The organism is Erythrobacter sp. BLCC-B19 (assembly GCF_028621955.1).
Taxonomy (GTDB): Bacteria; Pseudomonadota; Alphaproteobacteria; order Sphingomonadales; family Sphingomonadaceae; genus Erythrobacter.
In genome coordinates this window covers 2,252,166-2,267,509 of record NZ_CP117516.1, presented here as the reverse complement: position 1 = coordinate 2,267,509, position 15,344 = coordinate 2,252,166, and the positions used below count along the sequence as shown (strand labels likewise).

Here is a 15,344-nt window from a genome sequence, read left to right as displayed (position 1 = left end):
ACAGGAGCACCGGGCGCGGTTTGGCGTAATCGCGCCTGGAACAAGGATGAGGCATGCCATTGGGTTTTCTCAAATCCGCGCGCGAATCGAACCGCCCGGTGCCTCAACCGGAGGGGCCAGCCCCGCTTGTCCGCAGCGACCGGTCCGAGGTGCTCGGCGAAGTCGAGGAACTGGGCATCGGAATGTTCTGGGCGACCGACGCCGAGGGCCGCCTCACTTTCCTGTCCAAGCGCGCGCTGGTCGAACTTGGTTCTGAGGCCGAAAGCCTGATCGGCAATGCGATCACCCAGGTGTTCCAGGATGTCGAGGCCGAAGACGGCGCGCCGACCCAGCGCAGCCTCGCCTTCAAGCTCAAGGCCCGTTCCAAGCTCGAGGAACAGATCGTCGCGGTTCCCACGGCGCGCGGCAGCACCCGCTGGTGGCGGCTCAACGGCCGCCCGCTGCTCGATGCGCAGGACAATTTCCGCGGCTATCGCGGCAGCGCGGTCGATATCTCGGCGCAATATGCCTATGAAACGCAGGTCGCGCGGCAATCGCAGGTCGATGAACTGACCGGGCTCGCCAACCGCCGCAAGCTGGGCGAGCGGCTGAAGGCGATGCTCTCCGCCTTCCGCGTCAGCCAGCGTTCGTGCGCGCTGATGATGCTCGACCTCGACCGCTTCAAGCAGGTCAACGACACGATGGGGCACCCGGCGGGTGACGAGCTGCTCAAGCAGGTCGCACAGCGGCTGTCCTCGATCGTCAAGGATTATGGTGAGGTCGGGCGACTGGGCGGTGACGAGTTCCAGGTCTTGCTGCCCGACATGGACGACCGCGGCACGCTGGGCGAGCTGGCCAACCGCATCGTCCAGTCGCTTTCGCAGCCCTATCAGATCAACGGCCGGCGGGCGATCATCGGCACGTCGGTCGGGATTGCCATTGCCCCCTATGACGGCCTCGAAGCGGACGAGCTGACCCGCTCTGCCGACATGGCGCTCTATTCCGCCAAGGAAACCCGCGGCGGCACCTTCTGCTTCTTCACCAGCGAGCTGCGCGATGCCGCCTCGAAGACCGCGATGCTGGGCGACCGGCTGCGTGATGCCGTCGACCGCGATGAGCTGAAGCTCGCCTATCAGCCGCTGGTCGATCCCGCGACCAACGAGGTCAAGTGCTTCGAGGCCTTGCTGCGCTGGCATGACGAGGAAGAGGGCGACATCAGCCCTGCCCTGTTCATTCCGGTCGCCGAAAACGACGATCTGATCATCCGCATCGGCGAGATGGCGCTGCGTCAGGCCTGCATCGATGCGCTGTCCTGGCCCGAAACGATCAAGGTCGCGGTCAATGTCTCGGCCAAGCAGTTCATCCGCCCCGGTTATCGCAAGGCGGTGGCTGCCGCGCTTCAGGCCTCGGGCCTGCCGCCGGGCCGGCTCGAGCTGGAGATTACCGAGAGCGTCTTCGTCGGCGATCTCGAAACGGTCGATGCCATCTTCCGCGATCTCAAGAAGCTGGGCGTGCGCCTCGCGCTTGACGATTTCGGTACCGGCTATTCCTCGCTCGGCTACCTGAAGCACGGGCATTTCAACAAGATCAAGATCGACCAGAGCTTCGTGCGCGGCTGCACCGAGAACGGCGACATCAACCCGGCGATCATCACCGCGATCGTCGCGCTGGCCAAGGCGCTGGGGATGGAGACCGTCGCCGAGGGGGTCGAGGCGATGGACGAGCTTGAACTGGTGCGCGAGCGCGGCGCTGATCTGGTGCAGGGCTACATCTATTCGCGCCCGCTGACGCAGGAACAGGTGCTCACCCAGATCGCCGACGGGACGATGAAGTGCAACCCCGATGGCCCCCCGCGCCACCGGGCCGAGCGCATCACCATCTTCCGCAAGGTCGGGCTGATCCACGAGGATCACTATTACGACGTGATCCTGCGCAACCTGTCCAAGACCGGCGCGCGGATCACCGGTCTCGCCGGGGTTCCGGTCGGCACCGATGTCGTGCTCGATCTCGGGCACGGACAGCTGGTGGTGAGCAAGGTCGTCAACGCGACCGAGAACAGCCAAGGTCTGAAGTTCGAGACCCCGCTGATCTCGGACGGGAGCGGCGGGTTCATGACCCGGCACCGCATCTCGCCCTATTCGCTGGCCGAGGCGGGCATTCCGCTGGCGGCGCTGGGCGCAGGGGCTTTCCCGCTCGCCAAATGGCGCGAGGCGCACAAGTCCGTGCCCAAATTCGTGCAGATGGATCTCAGCATCTAGCAGCCAGAGCCCGGCACGGCCGCCGGTTTGGCGCGCTGATGTTTCACGTGAAACACCGCAGCGCGCGACAACGCGCGCCTAAAACCCGCTAACAGCGCGCGCGCGCCGTTCAGCCGCGCCCGCGATAGCCCGGCACGCCCTGATCGGGCAGCCACAGGCCTTCGGGCGGCGCGCCCGATTGCCAGAACACGTCGATCGGAATGCCGCCGCGCGGATACCAGTAACCGCCGATGCGCAGCCATTGCGGGCGCATTTCCTCGAACAGGCGCACCCCGATGCCGACCGTCACATCCTCGTGGAAGCCGTTGTGATTGCGGAACGAGCCGAGGAACAGCTTCAGGCTCTTGCTCTCGACGATGGTCTCGCCCGGCACATAGTCGATCACCAGATGGGCAAAGTCCGGCTGGTTCGTCACCGGGCACAGCGAGGTGAACTCGGGGCTGACGAAGCGCACCATGTAGGTCAGGCCCGGGCGCGGATTGGGGACGTAGTCGAGCACCGCCTCCTCTGGCGAGGCGGGCAGCGGGGTCTCACGCCCGAGAAACTGGGGTTGCGGCTTGGTGGGATCAGGTGTGCTTTCCATGCCGCGCTGTTGCCCCGATCCGCCGCAGCGCGCAAGGCCGGAACTGGACGGAGCGCCCCTCGCCTCACTATGGGGAGACCTCGAGGGACGATAGAGCCGGTTCACCCCGGTTCGCCGCGCCTTCCCCCGCAGCCTTCGCAACCGAGCCTTTCGCGCCATGACCCGCCTGTCCGCCCGCCTGATCCGCTTCGCCGCCCCCGCTTTTGCCGTGGCGCTGGCCCCTGCGCTCGCCGCGCAGCAGACCTTCGAGCTGCCACCCGCCAGCCCTTCGCCGACCCCCGCCCCGGCCGGCCCGGCTGACGAGCGCGCAGGCGTCGCCATCCCGCCGCGCGCCCAGCCGAGCAGCGCGCCGGAGGTCATCGCCACCCCTGTGATTCAGCCGCTGCCCTCGCCCACTGCGGGCGCGCGGGCGGGCGAGCGTCCCACCCCGCGCGCGAGCACGCCGCAGCCGCAGCCGGGCGCGACCGCCACGACCCAGCCCACCCCGGTTCCCGCCGGGGCCGGGGACGGGGCCGAGACCGGAGAAGCGCCCGCGCCTGCGGTTACAGGCGTACTGCCAACGCTGCCGGGTGCCACCGGCACACCTGCGGCTGCGCCGGGCTTCGGCACCGCGCTCGATCCGGCCACACCGATGACGGGCGCTTTGGTGCTGCCCGACTGGTGGCCCTATGCGGCAGGCGGGCTTGGCGCTCTGGTGCTGCTGGGCGGCGGCCTTGTCTGGCAACGGCGCCGAGGGCGCAAGCCGCTGCGCCTCGCGGCCCCGCCTGCCGGGGCAGACGCGGGACAGCCTCAGCTTGCATCAGGCGAGCAGCCCCGGCTCGATCTGACGCTGGAGATCACCTCGGCGACCCGCAGCGTGATGATGTTCTCGGTCGGCTGGCGGCTGACCATCGCCAATCGCTCGGACCGCGCGGTCAATGATGTGTCGGCAGCGGTGCAGCTGGCTTGCGCGCGCGCCAGCGCCGGAGCGGGCAACGCCCCCTCCCCCGGAGCCGCGCAAGGGCTTGCCGCCATCGACCGCATCGGCCCGCAGCAGGCGCGCAGCCTGACCGGCACGGTGCAGCTGCCGCTCTCTGCCATCGCCCCGCTGCGGCAGGGCACCACCCCGCTGTTCGTCCCGCTTGCCCATGTCACGCTGGAGGGCGAAGGCCTGCGCGCCATGACCCGCAGCTTCGTGATCGGCCCGCGCAGCCCGAGCGGGCGGGTGCATCCGATTGCGCTCGACCAGCCGCCCGGCAGCATTGCAGGGCTGGTGGCGCAGATCATCGCGACCGCGCCGGAAACGGCCGCCGCCTGAACGCAAGGCGCGGGGACGGCGCTTGGCAGGGCTTGCGCAATGCGGCTAGGGTCAGGCGCATGACCACGCTTCCCGCCTCGCTCGTCTCGACCCAATGGCTCGCCGACCACATCGCCAGCCCCGGCCTTGTGGTGCTCGATGCCTCCTACCACCTGCCCGCCGCCGCCCGCGACGCGGGTGCCGAGTTTGCCGCCGCGCATATTCCGGGGGCGCGGTTTCTCGAACTGGGGAGCCTCTACGATCCCGCCTCGCCGGTGCCCTATGCCTTCCCCACCCCCGATCAGCTGGCGGCTCGCCTTGCCAGCCTCGGCGTCGGGCCGGAGGATGCCATCATCATCTACGACGACAGCGCGATCCGCACCGCGGCGCGCGCGTGGTTTGTGCTGACGGCAAGCGGGCGCGGCAATGTCGCGATTCTTGATGGCGGGCTGGGCAAGTGGCGGGCCGAGGGCCGGGCGCTGGAAGGCGGTGCCCCTGCCGCCGCGCCTGCCGCACCCGCCACCTTCTCCGCGCCCAGCCGGGTGCGCAGCAAGGCCGATATGCTCGCCAATCTCGATCATCCCGCCACGCAGGTGCTCGACGCGCGCTCGGCTGACCGGGTGTTCGGCACCGGGGTCGATCCGGTGCATGGCGGGCCGAACGGACGCATCCCCGGCGCGCTCAACCTGCCCTTTACCGCCGTGCTGAATGCCGATGGCACCTACCGCTCGCCCGCCGAACTGCGCGCCGCCTTTGAAGGCGCAGGGATCGACCTCGCCCAGCCGATCACCGCCACCTGCGGCAGCGGGGTGACCGCGAGCGTGCTGCTGTTCGCGCTGCACCTGATCGGGGTGGACGAGGCCGCGCTCTATGACGGCAGCTGGAGCGAATGGAGCGCCGATCCTGCCACCCCCAAGGCGCAGGGGCCGGCTGAATGAGCGGGGGCGACGACGACAAGCATCTGAGGCCCGCCAGCCGCCTCGTGCGCGGTGGGCGGCGCAAGGAATGGACGGGGCCGGTGGTCAACCCGCCGGTCTGGCGCGGCTCGACCCACCTCTACGACACCGACGCCGATCGCCACGCGGCAGGCGGCAACAATGCCGACGGGCAGTTCTTCTACGGCCGCCGCGGTGCGCCGACTCAATGGGCGCTCGCCGAGGCGCTGACCCAGCTGGAGGCCGGGGCTTACGGCACCCAGCTCTATCCCAGCGGCGTGGCGGCGATTGCGGGCTGTATGTTCGCCGTGCTGAAGCCCGGTGACCGGCTGCTGATGGCCGACAATGCCTATGATCCTTCGCGCAGCATGGCGACAGGCCTGCTGGCGCGGATGGGGGTGGAGACGACCTTCTTCGATCCGCGCGATCTTGATGGCTTCACCGCCGCCGTGCCGGGCGCGAAGGCGGTGTGGCTTGAAGCCCCCGGCAGCCTCACCTTCGAGATGTGCGATGTGCCTGCCCTCGCCGCCGCCGCGCGCGCGGCAGGGGCGGTGACGATGATCGACAACACCTGGGCCAGCCCCCTTGGCTTTGCCGCGCTCGACCACGGCTGCGACATCGTGATGATGAGCCTGTCGAAACACGTCGGCGGCCATTCCGATCTGATGATGGGCAGCGCGAGCGCGGGCAAGCGCTGGTACACGGCCCTGCGCCGCACCGCGCAGGAGCTGGGGCAGGTCGTCTCGCCCGATGATGCCGCGCTCGCCGCGCGCGGATTGCGCACGATGGGCGTGCGGCTAGAAGCGCAGACCCGCTCGGCCTTGCAGATTGCCGCGTGGCTGGAGTCCCAGCCGCAGGTCGCGCGCGTGCTGTGCCCGATGCTGCCCTCCGACCCCGGCCATGCCCTGTGGCAGCGCGACTTCACCGGCGGCTGCGGGCTGTTCGCCTTCGTGCTGGCGAGCAATGATCCCGCCGCCTCGGCGCGCGTGGCCGATGCCTTGCAGATGTTCGGGATCGGCTATTCGTGGGGCGGGTTTGAAAGCCTCGCGCTCCCCATCGCGCCTGCCACCTATCGCTCGGTCATGCCCTGCGGCACCGGCGGCGCGCCGGCATTGCGGCTCGCCATCGGGCTGGAGGATGCAGACGATCTGATCGCCGATCTCGCTCAAGCCCTGGCGCTGGTGTGACGGGCATGGCGACCGAACCCGTCAGCGGTGCCGACGCCCTGCGTGACGACATCGCCGAACGCAGTGCGACCGTGGGCGGCTTTCTCGACCGGCTCGATGCCCTGGCGCTCGAAGTCGGGCAGTGGCGGATCTCGGCCTTCGACGTGCTGTTCGCGCTGGCCGCGGTGCTGGCCGCGCTCGCCTTTGCCTGGATCGCCACGCGCCTCACCCGCGCGATGCTGCGCCGGTTGACCGCGCTCGACGGCACGCAGGCCGTGCTGGCCGACAAGATCGCCACCATCGTGATCTGGATCGTCACCTTCTTCATCGGGGTCGACCTGCTGGGGATCGACCTCACCGCGCTCACCGTGTTTTCGGGCGCGTTCGGGCTGGCCATCGGCTTTGGCCTGCAGAAGACCTTCGGCAACCTGATCTCGGGTATCATCCTGCTGATGGACAAGTCGATCAAGCCGGGCGACGTGATCGCGATTGCCGACCAGAGCGGGCAGCAGACCTTCGGCCAGATCCGCAAGATCGGCATCCGCGCGGTCTCGGTCACCACGCGGGACGAGCGCGAATATTTGATCCCCAACGAAAACCTGATGATCAACCAGGTCGAAAACTGGTCCTATTCCTCGCGCAATGTGCGGGTGCAGGTGCCGGTGGGGGTGAGTTATGATGCGGACATGGCTCTGGCCGAGCGGCTGATGCTGGAGGCCGCGGCCAAGGCCCGCAGGGTGCTCGCCACCCCGCCGCCGAGCGTGTGGTGGAACGCCTTTGGCGACAACGCGGTGACCTTCACCATCCACTGCTGGATCAACGATCCCGAGGAAGGCGTGGGCAATGTGCGCAGCGATGTGCTCAAACACCTGTGGGCGTTGTTCAAGGAGCACGGCATCACCCTGCCCTACCCCCAGCGCGACCTCAACCTGCGGTCGACCGAAGCGCTCGACAAGGTGATCGCCGCGCTGGAGAACCGCGACAGCGAGCCGCAATAGCTGGGCTTCACCCCGGCCAACCCATTCTCGCTGGCACCTGCGCGCAGGGCGGGCCATGTGCGCTGTCATGCGAAAGACCGGCACCATCTATCTCGTCGGCGCGGGGCCGGGTCCGGTGGACCTGCTCACCCTGCGCGCCGCCCGCCTGATCGAGGGCGCGGGGGTGATCGTCCATGACGGACTGATCGGCCCGGACATCCTCGGCCTTGCCCGTGCAGATGCACGGCTGATCTCGGTCGCCAAACAACGCGCGCGCCACACCCTGCCGCAAGAGGGGATCAACGCACTGCTCGTGGCGGAAGCCTTGCAGGGCCACGATGTCGTGCGGTTGAAGGGCGGCGATCCCTTCATCTTCGGGCGCGGCGGCGAAGAAGCCGAAGCCGCGCGCGCCGCAGGGGTTCCGGTCGAGGTCGTCCCCGGCATCAGCGCCGCGCAGGGCGCGGGCGCGGCGGCACAGATCGCCCTCACCCACCGCGACGCCTCCAGCATCGTCAGCTTTGTCGCGGGCCAGTGCAAGGGTCTCTCCGAACAGAACTGGTCGGGGCTTGCCGGCAAGGGCCGCACGCTGGTGATCTACATGGGCGTCTCGACCGCAGCCCAGATCGCCGAAAAGCTGATGGCCGACGGCCTTGCCCCGGAAATGCCCGTCGCGGTGATCGAGAATGCCGCCCGCCCCGAAATGCGGGTGCTGCGCGGGCTGCTGGCGGGCCTGCCCGATCTGGTGGAAGCCAACGCCGTCAAGAGCCCTGCGCTCATCATCATCGGCGAAGTGACCGCGCGCGAGGACGCTGCCGTGGCCGCCTTCGCGCAGGAGAGCGTGCAATGAAAATCCTCACCGGCAACGACCTGCGCACCGGCGCGGTGACATGGTGGAACGGCACCGGCTGGTCGCTGTTCGTCGACGATGCGGTCGACGTGGGCGAGGAGGCCGAGGAAATCCTCGCCCGCGAAACCGCCGCGCGCCGGGTCAACGTGCCCTACGCCATCGAAGCCAGCATTGACGCAGGCGGCCACGTCCGCCCCGCCCACATCAAGGACCGCGTGCGCGCACTCGGCCCGACCGTGCGGCGCGACCTGGCCGTGCCGACCGCCAACAAGACCGGCTGGGATTGGGTGATCTGATGCGCGCGCCCGCCATCACCGTCGCGTCCGCATTCGCCTTCGCCGCCGCGCCGGCCGCCCTGCACGCCGCGCCCGCGCCCGCACCCGCGCCGGCGCCCGCTGAAGCGCGCGCGACGATGGTGGTCGAATGGACCCGCCTCAAGGCGCTCCCCGGCGAGCGTGCCAACCTCACCGCCTTCATCCATCTCAACTGGTTCGCGATGGACGCCAAGGCGGTCGAACAAGGCCTGTTCACCTCCTACCGCCTGATCGCCAACCCCGCCGCAGATGGCGAATGGGATCTCCTCGTCGAAGTCGGCTACCCCACCCCCGCAGGCTATGACGATCCCGCCACCCGCGCCGCCTTCGAGGCGATCCGCGCCGCGCACAAGACCGTGCCGGTCGAAGGCAAAACCCTGCGCGAGCTCGGCACCATCCTCGGCACCGAACGCCTCCCCGTTCTGACTGGAACCCGCTGATGTACCGCTATGACCAATACGACCAGGCGATGGTCGATGCCCGCGTCGCCGAATTCCGCGACCAGGCCCGCCGCCGCCTCGAAGGCAAGCTGACCGAAGACCAGTTCAAGCCGCTACGGCTGATGAACGGGCTCTACCTGCAACTCCACGCCTATATGCTGCGCGTCGCCATCCCCTATGGCACATTGGACGCGCGGCAGATGGAGATGCTCGCCGACATCGCCGACAGGTACGATCGCGGCTACGGCCACTTCACCACGCGGCAGAACATCCAGTACAACTGGATCAAGCTGGAAGACTGTGCCGATGCCCTCGCGGACCTCGCGACGGTCGAGATGCACGCGATCCAGACCAGCGGCAACTGCATCCGCAACATCTCGTCCGATCACTTCGCGGGCGCGGCGGCGGATGAAGTGGTCGACCCCCGCCCCTATGCCGAGCTGATGCGCCAGTGGTCGAGCTTCCACCCGGAGTTCACCTACCTCCCGCGCAAGTTCAAGATCGCGGTGATCGCGTCGGAGAAAGACCGCGCGGCGATGCGGCTGCACGATATCGGCGTGCGCATCGTCAAGCGTGACGGCGAAGTGGGCGCGGAGTTCTATGCGGGCGGCGGCATGGGCCGCACCCCGATGATCGCGCCGCTGATCCGCGACTTCGTGCCGATCGACCAGTTCATCACCTATGCCGAGGCCTGCCTGCGCGTCTACAACCGCTACGGCCGGCGCGACAACAAGTACAAGGCGCGGATCAAGATCCTCGTCCATGAACTGGGCGCGGCGGAATATATCCGCCAGGTCGAGGAGGAATTCGCGCACCTGCTCAGCGTGGGCGTCGAGCCGCCGCGCGAGGAACTGGCGCGGATCACCGAGTATTTCGCCCCGCCCGCCTTCGTCGACGGACCCAAGACGGTGGATCGCTCGGACCCCGATTTCGCGCTCTGGGTCGACCGCAACACGCATCGCCACAAGCACGACGCCTATGTCTCCGCCGTCATCAGCCTCAAGCCAGCTGGCGGCATTCCGGGCGATGCGACCTCGGAGCAGATGCGCGTCGTGGCGCGGCTCGCGCGCGAATACTCCTTCGACGAGCTGCGGGTGATGCACACCCAGAACCTGCTGCTGCCCCACGTCGCCATCGCCGATCTTCCGGCGGTGTGGCGGGCGCTCGACGGAGCGGGTCTCGGCAGTCCCAACATGGACACGATCGAGGATATCATCGCCTGCCCGGGCCTTGATTACTGCTCGCTCGCCAACGCCCGCTCGATCCCCCTCGCCCAGCGCATTTCCGAGCGCTTTGCCGAAACCGGTCGCACCGAAGTGGTCGGCGAATTGAAGCTGAAGATCTCCGGCTGCATCAACGCCTGCGGGCACCACCATGCGGGCCACATCGGCATCCTTGGCGTCGACAAGAAGGGGGTGGAGAACTACCAGCTCTCGCTCGGCGGATCGGAGGCCGAGGACGTCAGCCTCGCCAAGATCACCGGCCCCGGCTTCGACGAGGACGGCGTGATCGCCGCGGTCGAGAAAGTCACCGACGTCTATCTCGCGTCGCGCGCCGAGGGCGAACGCTTCCTCGACACCTACCGCCGTATCGGCATGGAGCCGTTCAAGGAGGCCTTGTATGGGTAATGACCTCGGCACCTCCCCCGACGAGGTGCAGTTCCGCTTCCGCGATGACGAGCCGGTCGATCATGCGACCGTCACGGTCGATTCCTGCTGCGACCAGACCAACGCCACCGCCGTCCGCATCGAGCCGGGTGACGATGCGCGGCTGCTGCTGCCCTTCCTCGATCGCCTTGCGCTGGTGGAGGTCAACTTCCCCGGCTTCGGCGACGGGCGCGGCTATTCGGCGGCGCGCATCCTGCGCGAAGCGGGCTACACCGGCGAGTTGCGCGCGGTCGGCGATGTGCTGATCGACCAGCTTTCGCATATGCGCCGCTGCGGTTTCGACAGCTTCGCCCCCGACAAGCGCCTCGACGAGGAGGACGCAGCCCGCGCCTTCGCGACGTGGGAGAATGTCTACCAGCGTGCGGCCGATGCGCGGCGCACCATTGCGGACAAGCGCCATGAAGCCTGAGCTTTCCATCGGCAGCGCGCCGCGCGCCCGCGACACGCTCAACCTCGCCCCGCGCTTTACCGAGCATGATGCCTTGCGCCTCAACCGGATGTTTCGGGGGAGCAGCACGCAGGAGATGCTGGAAGCGGTGATCCGCGACAATCTCGCGGGCGATCTGGCGGTGGTCTCCAGCTTCGGTGCGGAAAGCGCGGTGCTGCTGCATCTGGTCGCCAGCGTCGATCCCAAGGTGCCGGTGCTGTTCCTCGACACGGGCAAGCATTTCCCCGAGACGCTGGCCTATCGCGACCTGCTGGTGGAGCGCCTCGGCCTCAATCTGGTGGTGCTGACCCCGGATGCAGACGAACTGGCGAAGAAGGACGAGACCGGCCTCAGGTGGTCTTATGATCCCGATGGCTGCTGCGAGATCCGCAAGGTGAGGCCGCTGGAAAAGGCGCTGGTGAGCTATGATGCCAGCTTCACCGGACGCAAGGCGTTCCAGGCGGCGACCCGCGCCAATCTGCCGCGCTTCGAGGTCGATACCTCGGACGCGCAAGGGCGGCTCAAGATCAACCCGCTGATCGACTGGGATGCGGGTCAGATCGAGGGCTATTTCATCCAGCACGATCTCCCCCGCCATCCGCTGATCGCGCAAGGCTATCCCTCGATCGGCTGCTCGCCCTGCACCTCGCAGGTGCTGCCGGGCGAAGACCCGCGTTCGGGCCGGTGGAAGGGCTGGGACAAGACCGAATGCGGCATCCACAAGCCGGGCGAGGAGCCGTTCCTGTAAGAGCGCTTTCGCAAGGCACGACAATGCGTTAGCCTGACGCCATGTTCGCCCTGCTCCTCGCCGCCGCCCAACCCGCCGAACCGGCGCCCGCACCCGATTGCTCCTATGACCTTGAGGCGATGCTGGCGCTGGACCGCAACGCCTTCGATCAGGACATGGATGGTGGTTGGCGGGCGCTGGCGAACAAGGACGGCTGCGAAATCGCTGCCGCCGAGCTGATCCGTGCCTGGCGGCACGAAAAGCGCGATCACGCGCATATCCTCTATTGGCACGAAGGCCAGATGCGGGCGTTCGGCGGGCAGACCGCCGAAGCGATTGCGCTATTCCGGTTGACCTACAAACCCGCCGAGGAGGATGCCGACTTTGGCTGGAACCACTATGTTTCCGGCTCCATCGCCTTTCTCACCGGTGATCGCGACATTTTGCGCAAGTCGATCGAGGGGCTGAAGACAATTCCAAAACCGGCCGGAGAAATGTTTGGCCCCGATGGCAAGCCCATTACCATCATTTGGCCGCCCAATCTCAATGTGCTGGAGGCCTTTGAACGCTGCTGGGGCAAGTCCTACAAGGAAGCCTATGGCACCGCTGCCTGCGCCGCGCCCGGGTTCTAAAGCCACCCCTCGCGCCTGTACCACTCGGCGGTGGCCTTCAGCCCTTCCTCTCCGGTGATTGTCGGCTGCCACAGGCCCGGCGGGGGCTTGCGGTCGAAGCGGGCGACCCAGTTGGGGTGCGCCATGTAGCCCACCCGGTCGGCGGTGAGTTTCGCCCGGTCGCCCCGCGCAATGCGGTCGGCGGCGGCGGCGGCTTCGAGCACTGTCTTCGGCAGATGCGGGGCGAAGACGCGGCTGCGCCCCACTGCCCGGCCAATCGCGGCGGCCAGTTCCTTGTGGCTCCACCCGCCCTCGCGCCCGTCGTCGGGCTCGTAGGTCTGCTTCTTCGTGGCAGCGGCGTTGCTGGCTGCAAGGGCGACCAGCAGCCGCGCGAGATCATCGGCATGGATGATCGAACTCGCCCCGCCCGGCGGCAGGGGAACGAAGCCCAGCTTGGCGGTGCGGAACATCTCGAGATAGTCGACATCGCGCGGGCCATAGACGCCGGGGGGGCGCACCGTGGTCCAGTCGAGCTTGCTCGCCTCGACCAGCGCCTCGGCCTTGGCCTTGGAGGCGCCATAGGCCGACAAGGCGGGCATCCGCGCCGAGAGCGAGGAGACGAACACCAGTCGCTTCACCCCCGCCTCGGCCATGGCGGCCAGCACATTGGCGGTGCCGGTGACATTGGCGACTTCGAACTGCGCCGGATCGGGGGTGTTGGTCAGCCCCGCGACATGGATGACCGCATCCGCCCCCGCCACCAGCGCCGCAAGCGCCGCCGTGTCGGAAAGATCGCCGCGCACCCATGTGACGCCTTCGCGCTCCGCCTGATCGCGGCGGGCGAGCGCGCGCACCTGATGGCCCTGCGCCAAGGCTTCATTCAAAACCGCACTGCCGACAAAGCCGGTCGCTCCGGTGATCGCGAGGGTTGTCACAGCAGCACCATGTGATCGCGGTGGATCACGCAGGAGCGCGGCGCATAACCCAGCCGCTCGGCCTGATCCTCGGCGCGCTTGCCTGCGATCAGCTGCATTTCGGCCGCGTCATATTCGGCGAGGCCTTGCGCCAGCCGCTCGCCCCGCAGCGACAGCACGCTGACGAGGTCGCCGCGCCGGAACTGGCCGGAGACGCCGACCACGCCCGCCGCGAGCAGGCTCGCCCCGCCCTTCAGCGCCTCGGCACAGCCCTTGTCGACGCGCAGTTCGCCTGCGGGGGCGAGCCGCCCGCCGAGCCATGCCTTCCTCGCTGAAGCCGCGCTGACGGGGAGGAACAGCGTCCCCGTTCCGGCCGCCAGGGCATGGGTGATCGGTGCGTCGTGCGTGCCGTTGAGGATGCCGAGCGCAATCCCGGCGCGGGTCGCGATCTGCGCGGCTTGCAGTTTGGAGATCATGCCCCCCGACCCAAGGCCCGAGGACGAAGCCCCGCTCGCCATCGCCATGACTTCGGGCGTCACCGCCTCCACCACCGGCACCAGCGCCGCGCCTTCCGCGCGCGGGTCGCGGTCGTAAAGCCCGTCAACATCTGACAAAAGCAGCACAATATCGGCATTGGCCGCCTGCGCCACACGCGCGGCGAGGCGGTCGTTGTCGCCGAAGCGGATTTCCTCTGTGGCGACAGAGTCGTTTTCGTTGATGACGGGGATCACCCCCGCTTCGAGCAGCCGGTCCAAAGTCGCCGAGGCGTTGAGATAACGCCGCCGGTCTTCGAGATCGCCCAGCGTCAGCAGCATCTGCGCGGCGGTGATGCCCTCGGCGCACAGCGCACGGCTCCACAGGTCGGCGAGCGCGATCTGGCCCACGGCAGCGGCGGCCTGTGCATCGGCAAGGCTCCCGCGCCCGCCCTTTGCCAGCCCCAGGCGCGCCGCGCCCAGCGCAATCGCGCCCGAACTCACCACGATCACCTGCGCGCCTGCCTGCCGCAGCATCGCCAGATCGCCCGCCATGCGCGTCAGCCAGCCCTCACGCGCCTGCCCGCCGCCGACCAGCAGCGCGGAGCCGATCTTGACCACGATCCGCCGCGCGGTGGTGATGTCGGCAAGGGTCGTCAGCATAGGCGAGTTACAGCGGCGACCACGCGGGCGCGTCGCCGTCGTCCTCAATTTCTTCCGCCTTGGTCTCGGTCGCGGTCGAGGCAGGAAGGTAGCCGAGCACCGCGTCGAGCAATTCGGGGATGCCCGCGCCGGTCGCGCCCGACACGGCAAAGACCTGCTCCGCGCCCGCCGCCAGCAGTTCGTCGCGGAAGCCTTCGACCAGTTCGGCATCGGCCAGATCGAGCTTGTTCAGCACAACCAGCCGGGGCTTTTCATCAAGCCGCGTGTGTTCCTTGTCGCCATAGGCCGCCAGCTCTTCCTCGACGATGCGCATCGCCTCGGCGGGGTCGGCGTCCTCGGTGCCGGTGATGTCGATGAGGTGGATCAGCACACGGCAACGCTCGATATGCCCGAGGAAACGGTCGCCGATCCCGACGCCCTCCGCCGCGCCCTCGATCAGGCCGGGGATGTCGGCGAGCACGAATTCGCGGCCCTTGTGGCGCACCACCCCGAGCTTGGGCACCAGCGTGGTGAAGGCATAGTCGCCGACCTTGGCCTGCGCGTTGGAGACGGCGTTGATGAAGGTCGATTTGCCCGCATTGGGCAGGCCGACGAGGCCCACATCGGCAAGCAGCTTGAGCCGCAGCCAAACCCAGGCTTCCTCGCCGGGAATGCCCGGCTGGTGCTGGCGCGGGGCGCGGTTGGTGGAGGTCTTGTAGGAAGCGTTGCCACGCCCGCCCATCCCGCCTTCGAGGAAGACGACGCGCTGGCCCACTTCGGTGAAGTCGGCGAGCACGTCTTCCTTGTCCTCCGAGAGGATCTGCGTGCCCACCGGCACCTTGATGACGAGCGGCTCGGCCGAGGCGCCAGTGCGGTCCTTGCCCATGCCGTGGCCGCCGCGCGGCGCCTTGAAGTGCTGCGAATAGCGGAAGTCGATCAGCGTGTTGAGGCCCGCGACGGCTTCAAACACGATGTCGCCCCCGCGCCCGCCATTGCCGCCATCGGGGCCGCCGTACTCGACGTATTTCTCACGCCGGAACGAGACAGCGCCGGGGCCGCCTCCGCCGGACTTCACATAGATCTTGGCTTGGTCGAGGAAATGCATGGC

The 15,344-nt window shown here is 68.2% G+C and carries 16 protein-coding genes; 12 read left to right on the top strand and 4 right to left on the bottom strand.

Features of this window, described 5'->3' with window-relative positions:
* The first annotated feature begins 53 nt into the window (after positions 1–53).
* A complete protein-coding gene (locus PS060_RS10455) occupies positions 54–2,237 on the top strand; it encodes a putative bifunctional diguanylate cyclase/phosphodiesterase (RefSeq protein ID WP_273983008.1) in 2,184 nt (727 codons plus the stop codon).
* Positions 2,238–2,346: 109 nt separating this feature from the next.
* Here the strand turns inward: PS060_RS10455 and queF are convergent, their stop codons facing one another.
* Positions 2,347–2,820 carry a preQ(1) synthase gene (queF, locus tag PS060_RS10450; RefSeq protein ID WP_273983007.1) on the bottom strand — a complete coding sequence of 158 codons (474 nt, stop codon included), beginning with the start codon at positions 2,818–2,820 and terminating at the stop codon, positions 2,347–2,349.
* Between the two features lie 157 nt (positions 2,821–2,977).
* On the opposite strand from queF, the gene PS060_RS10445 reads away from it, so the two are divergent.
* The 11 genes from PS060_RS10445 (at position 2,978) to PS060_RS10395 (ending at position 12,228) form a co-directional block, all read left to right on the top strand.
* Positions 2,978–4,117 carry a hypothetical protein gene (locus PS060_RS10445; protein WP_273983005.1) on the top strand — a complete coding sequence of 380 codons (1,140 nt, stop codon included), beginning with the start codon at positions 2,978–2,980 and terminating at the stop codon, positions 4,115–4,117.
* Between the two features lie 59 nt (positions 4,118–4,176).
* Positions 4,177–5,034 (top strand): sulfurtransferase, encoded by an 858-nt coding sequence (locus tag PS060_RS10440; RefSeq protein WP_273983004.1) that lies wholly within the window; start codon positions 4,177–4,179, stop codon positions 5,032–5,034.
* Positions 5,031–6,218, top strand: a complete 1,188-nt coding sequence (gene metC / locus PS060_RS10435) for a cystathionine beta-lyase (protein WP_273983003.1) — start codon at positions 5,031–5,033, stop codon at positions 6,216–6,218. The genes PS060_RS10440 and metC overlap by 4 nt, the downstream gene beginning before the upstream one ends.
* A 5-nt stretch (positions 6,219–6,223) precedes the next feature.
* Positions 6,224–7,195 (top strand): mechanosensitive ion channel family protein, encoded by a 972-nt coding sequence (locus PS060_RS10430; protein ID WP_273983001.1) that lies wholly within the window; start codon positions 6,224–6,226, stop codon positions 7,193–7,195.
* 67 nt (positions 7,196–7,262) lie between these two features.
* Positions 7,263–8,021 (top strand): uroporphyrinogen-III C-methyltransferase, encoded by a 759-nt coding sequence (cobA, locus tag PS060_RS10425; RefSeq protein ID WP_273982999.1) that lies wholly within the window; start codon positions 7,263–7,265, stop codon positions 8,019–8,021.
* On the top strand, positions 8,018–8,317 hold the full coding sequence (locus PS060_RS10420) for a DUF2849 domain-containing protein (RefSeq protein WP_273982998.1): 300 nt from the start codon (positions 8,018–8,020) through the stop codon (positions 8,315–8,317). Before cobA ends, PS060_RS10420 begins: the two co-directional genes overlap by 4 nt.
* The gene (locus PS060_RS10415; RefSeq protein WP_273982996.1) at positions 8,317–8,775 is read left to right on the top strand and encodes a hypothetical protein; all 459 of its coding nucleotides are present in this window, start codon (positions 8,317–8,319) and stop codon (positions 8,773–8,775) included. The genes PS060_RS10420 and PS060_RS10415 overlap by 1 nt, the downstream gene beginning before the upstream one ends.
* Positions 8,775–10,403, top strand: a complete 1,629-nt coding sequence (locus PS060_RS10410; RefSeq protein WP_273982995.1) for a nitrite/sulfite reductase — start codon at positions 8,775–8,777, stop codon at positions 10,401–10,403. The genes PS060_RS10415 and PS060_RS10410 overlap by 1 nt, the downstream gene beginning before the upstream one ends.
* Positions 10,396–10,851 (top strand): DUF934 domain-containing protein, encoded by a 456-nt coding sequence (locus tag PS060_RS10405; protein WP_273982993.1) that lies wholly within the window; start codon positions 10,396–10,398, stop codon positions 10,849–10,851. Before PS060_RS10410 ends, PS060_RS10405 begins: the two co-directional genes overlap by 8 nt.
* The gene (locus PS060_RS10400; protein WP_273982992.1) at positions 10,841–11,617 is read left to right on the top strand and encodes a phosphoadenylyl-sulfate reductase; all 777 of its coding nucleotides are present in this window, start codon (positions 10,841–10,843) and stop codon (positions 11,615–11,617) included. The genes PS060_RS10405 and PS060_RS10400 overlap by 11 nt, the downstream gene beginning before the upstream one ends.
* A gap of 41 nt (positions 11,618–11,658) precedes the next feature.
* A complete protein-coding gene (locus PS060_RS10395; RefSeq protein ID WP_273982990.1) occupies positions 11,659–12,228 on the top strand; it encodes a hypothetical protein in 570 nt (189 codons plus the stop codon).
* On the opposite strand, the gene PS060_RS10390 is transcribed toward PS060_RS10395, so the two are convergent.
* Genes PS060_RS10390 through cgtA form a run of 3 tightly spaced genes read right to left on the bottom strand, consistent with a single transcriptional unit; the run spans position 12,225 to position 15,341 of the window.
* Positions 12,225–13,142, bottom strand: a complete 918-nt coding sequence (locus PS060_RS10390) for an NAD-dependent epimerase/dehydratase family protein (RefSeq protein WP_273982988.1) — start codon at positions 13,140–13,142, stop codon at positions 12,225–12,227. The two genes, PS060_RS10395 and PS060_RS10390, sit on opposite strands and share 4 nt — an antisense overlap.
* A complete protein-coding gene (gene proB, locus PS060_RS10385) occupies positions 13,139–14,257 on the bottom strand; it encodes a glutamate 5-kinase (protein ID WP_273982987.1) in 1,119 nt (372 codons plus the stop codon). Before proB ends, PS060_RS10390 begins: the two co-directional genes overlap by 4 nt.
* 7 nt (positions 14,258–14,264) lie before the next feature.
* Positions 14,265–15,341, bottom strand: coding sequence for an Obg family GTPase CgtA (gene cgtA, locus PS060_RS10380; RefSeq protein WP_273982986.1), 1,077 nt, complete (start codon positions 15,339–15,341; stop codon positions 14,265–14,267).
* Positions 15,342–15,344 lie beyond the last annotated feature (3 nt).

Bases quoted from the DNA above. Each gene is read 5' to 3' on its own strand.
- PS060_RS10430 (WP_273983001.1), top strand. From the start codon at position 6,224: ATGGCGACCGAACCCGTCAGCGGTGCCGACGCCCTGCGTGACGACATC.
- PS060_RS10395 (WP_273982990.1), top strand. From the start codon at position 11,659: ATGTTCGCCCTGCTCCTCGCCGCCGCCCAACCCGCCGAACCGGCGCCC.
- PS060_RS10455 (WP_273983008.1), top strand. From the start codon at position 54: ATGCCATTGGGTTTTCTCAAATCCGCGCGCGAATCGAACCGCCCGGTG.
- PS060_RS10410 (WP_273982995.1), top strand. From the start codon at position 8,775: ATGTACCGCTATGACCAATACGACCAGGCGATGGTCGATGCCCGCGTC.
- PS060_RS10415 (WP_273982996.1), top strand. From the start codon at position 8,317: ATGCGCGCGCCCGCCATCACCGTCGCGTCCGCATTCGCCTTCGCCGCC.
- PS060_RS10400 (WP_273982992.1), top strand. From the start codon at position 10,841: ATGAAGCCTGAGCTTTCCATCGGCAGCGCGCCGCGCGCCCGCGACACG.
- cobA (WP_273982999.1), top strand. From the start codon at position 7,263: ATGCGAAAGACCGGCACCATCTATCTCGTCGGCGCGGGGCCGGGTCCG.
- queF (WP_273983007.1), bottom strand. From the start codon at position 2,820: ATGGAAAGCACACCTGATCCCACCAAGCCGCAACCCCAGTTTCTCGGG.
- PS060_RS10445 (WP_273983005.1), top strand. From the start codon at position 2,978: ATGACCCGCCTGTCCGCCCGCCTGATCCGCTTCGCCGCCCCCGCTTTT.
- PS060_RS10420 (WP_273982998.1), top strand. From the start codon at position 8,018: ATGAAAATCCTCACCGGCAACGACCTGCGCACCGGCGCGGTGACATGG.
- PS060_RS10405 (WP_273982993.1), top strand. From the start codon at position 10,396: ATGGGTAATGACCTCGGCACCTCCCCCGACGAGGTGCAGTTCCGCTTC.
- proB (WP_273982987.1), bottom strand. From the start codon at position 14,257: ATGCTGACGACCCTTGCCGACATCACCACCGCGCGGCGGATCGTGGTC.
- PS060_RS10440 (WP_273983004.1), top strand. From the start codon at position 4,177: ATGACCACGCTTCCCGCCTCGCTCGTCTCGACCCAATGGCTCGCCGAC.
- metC (WP_273983003.1), top strand. From the start codon at position 5,031: ATGAGCGGGGGCGACGACGACAAGCATCTGAGGCCCGCCAGCCGCCTC.
- cgtA (WP_273982986.1), bottom strand. From the start codon at position 15,341: ATGCATTTCCTCGACCAAGCCAAGATCTATGTGAAGTCCGGCGGAGGC.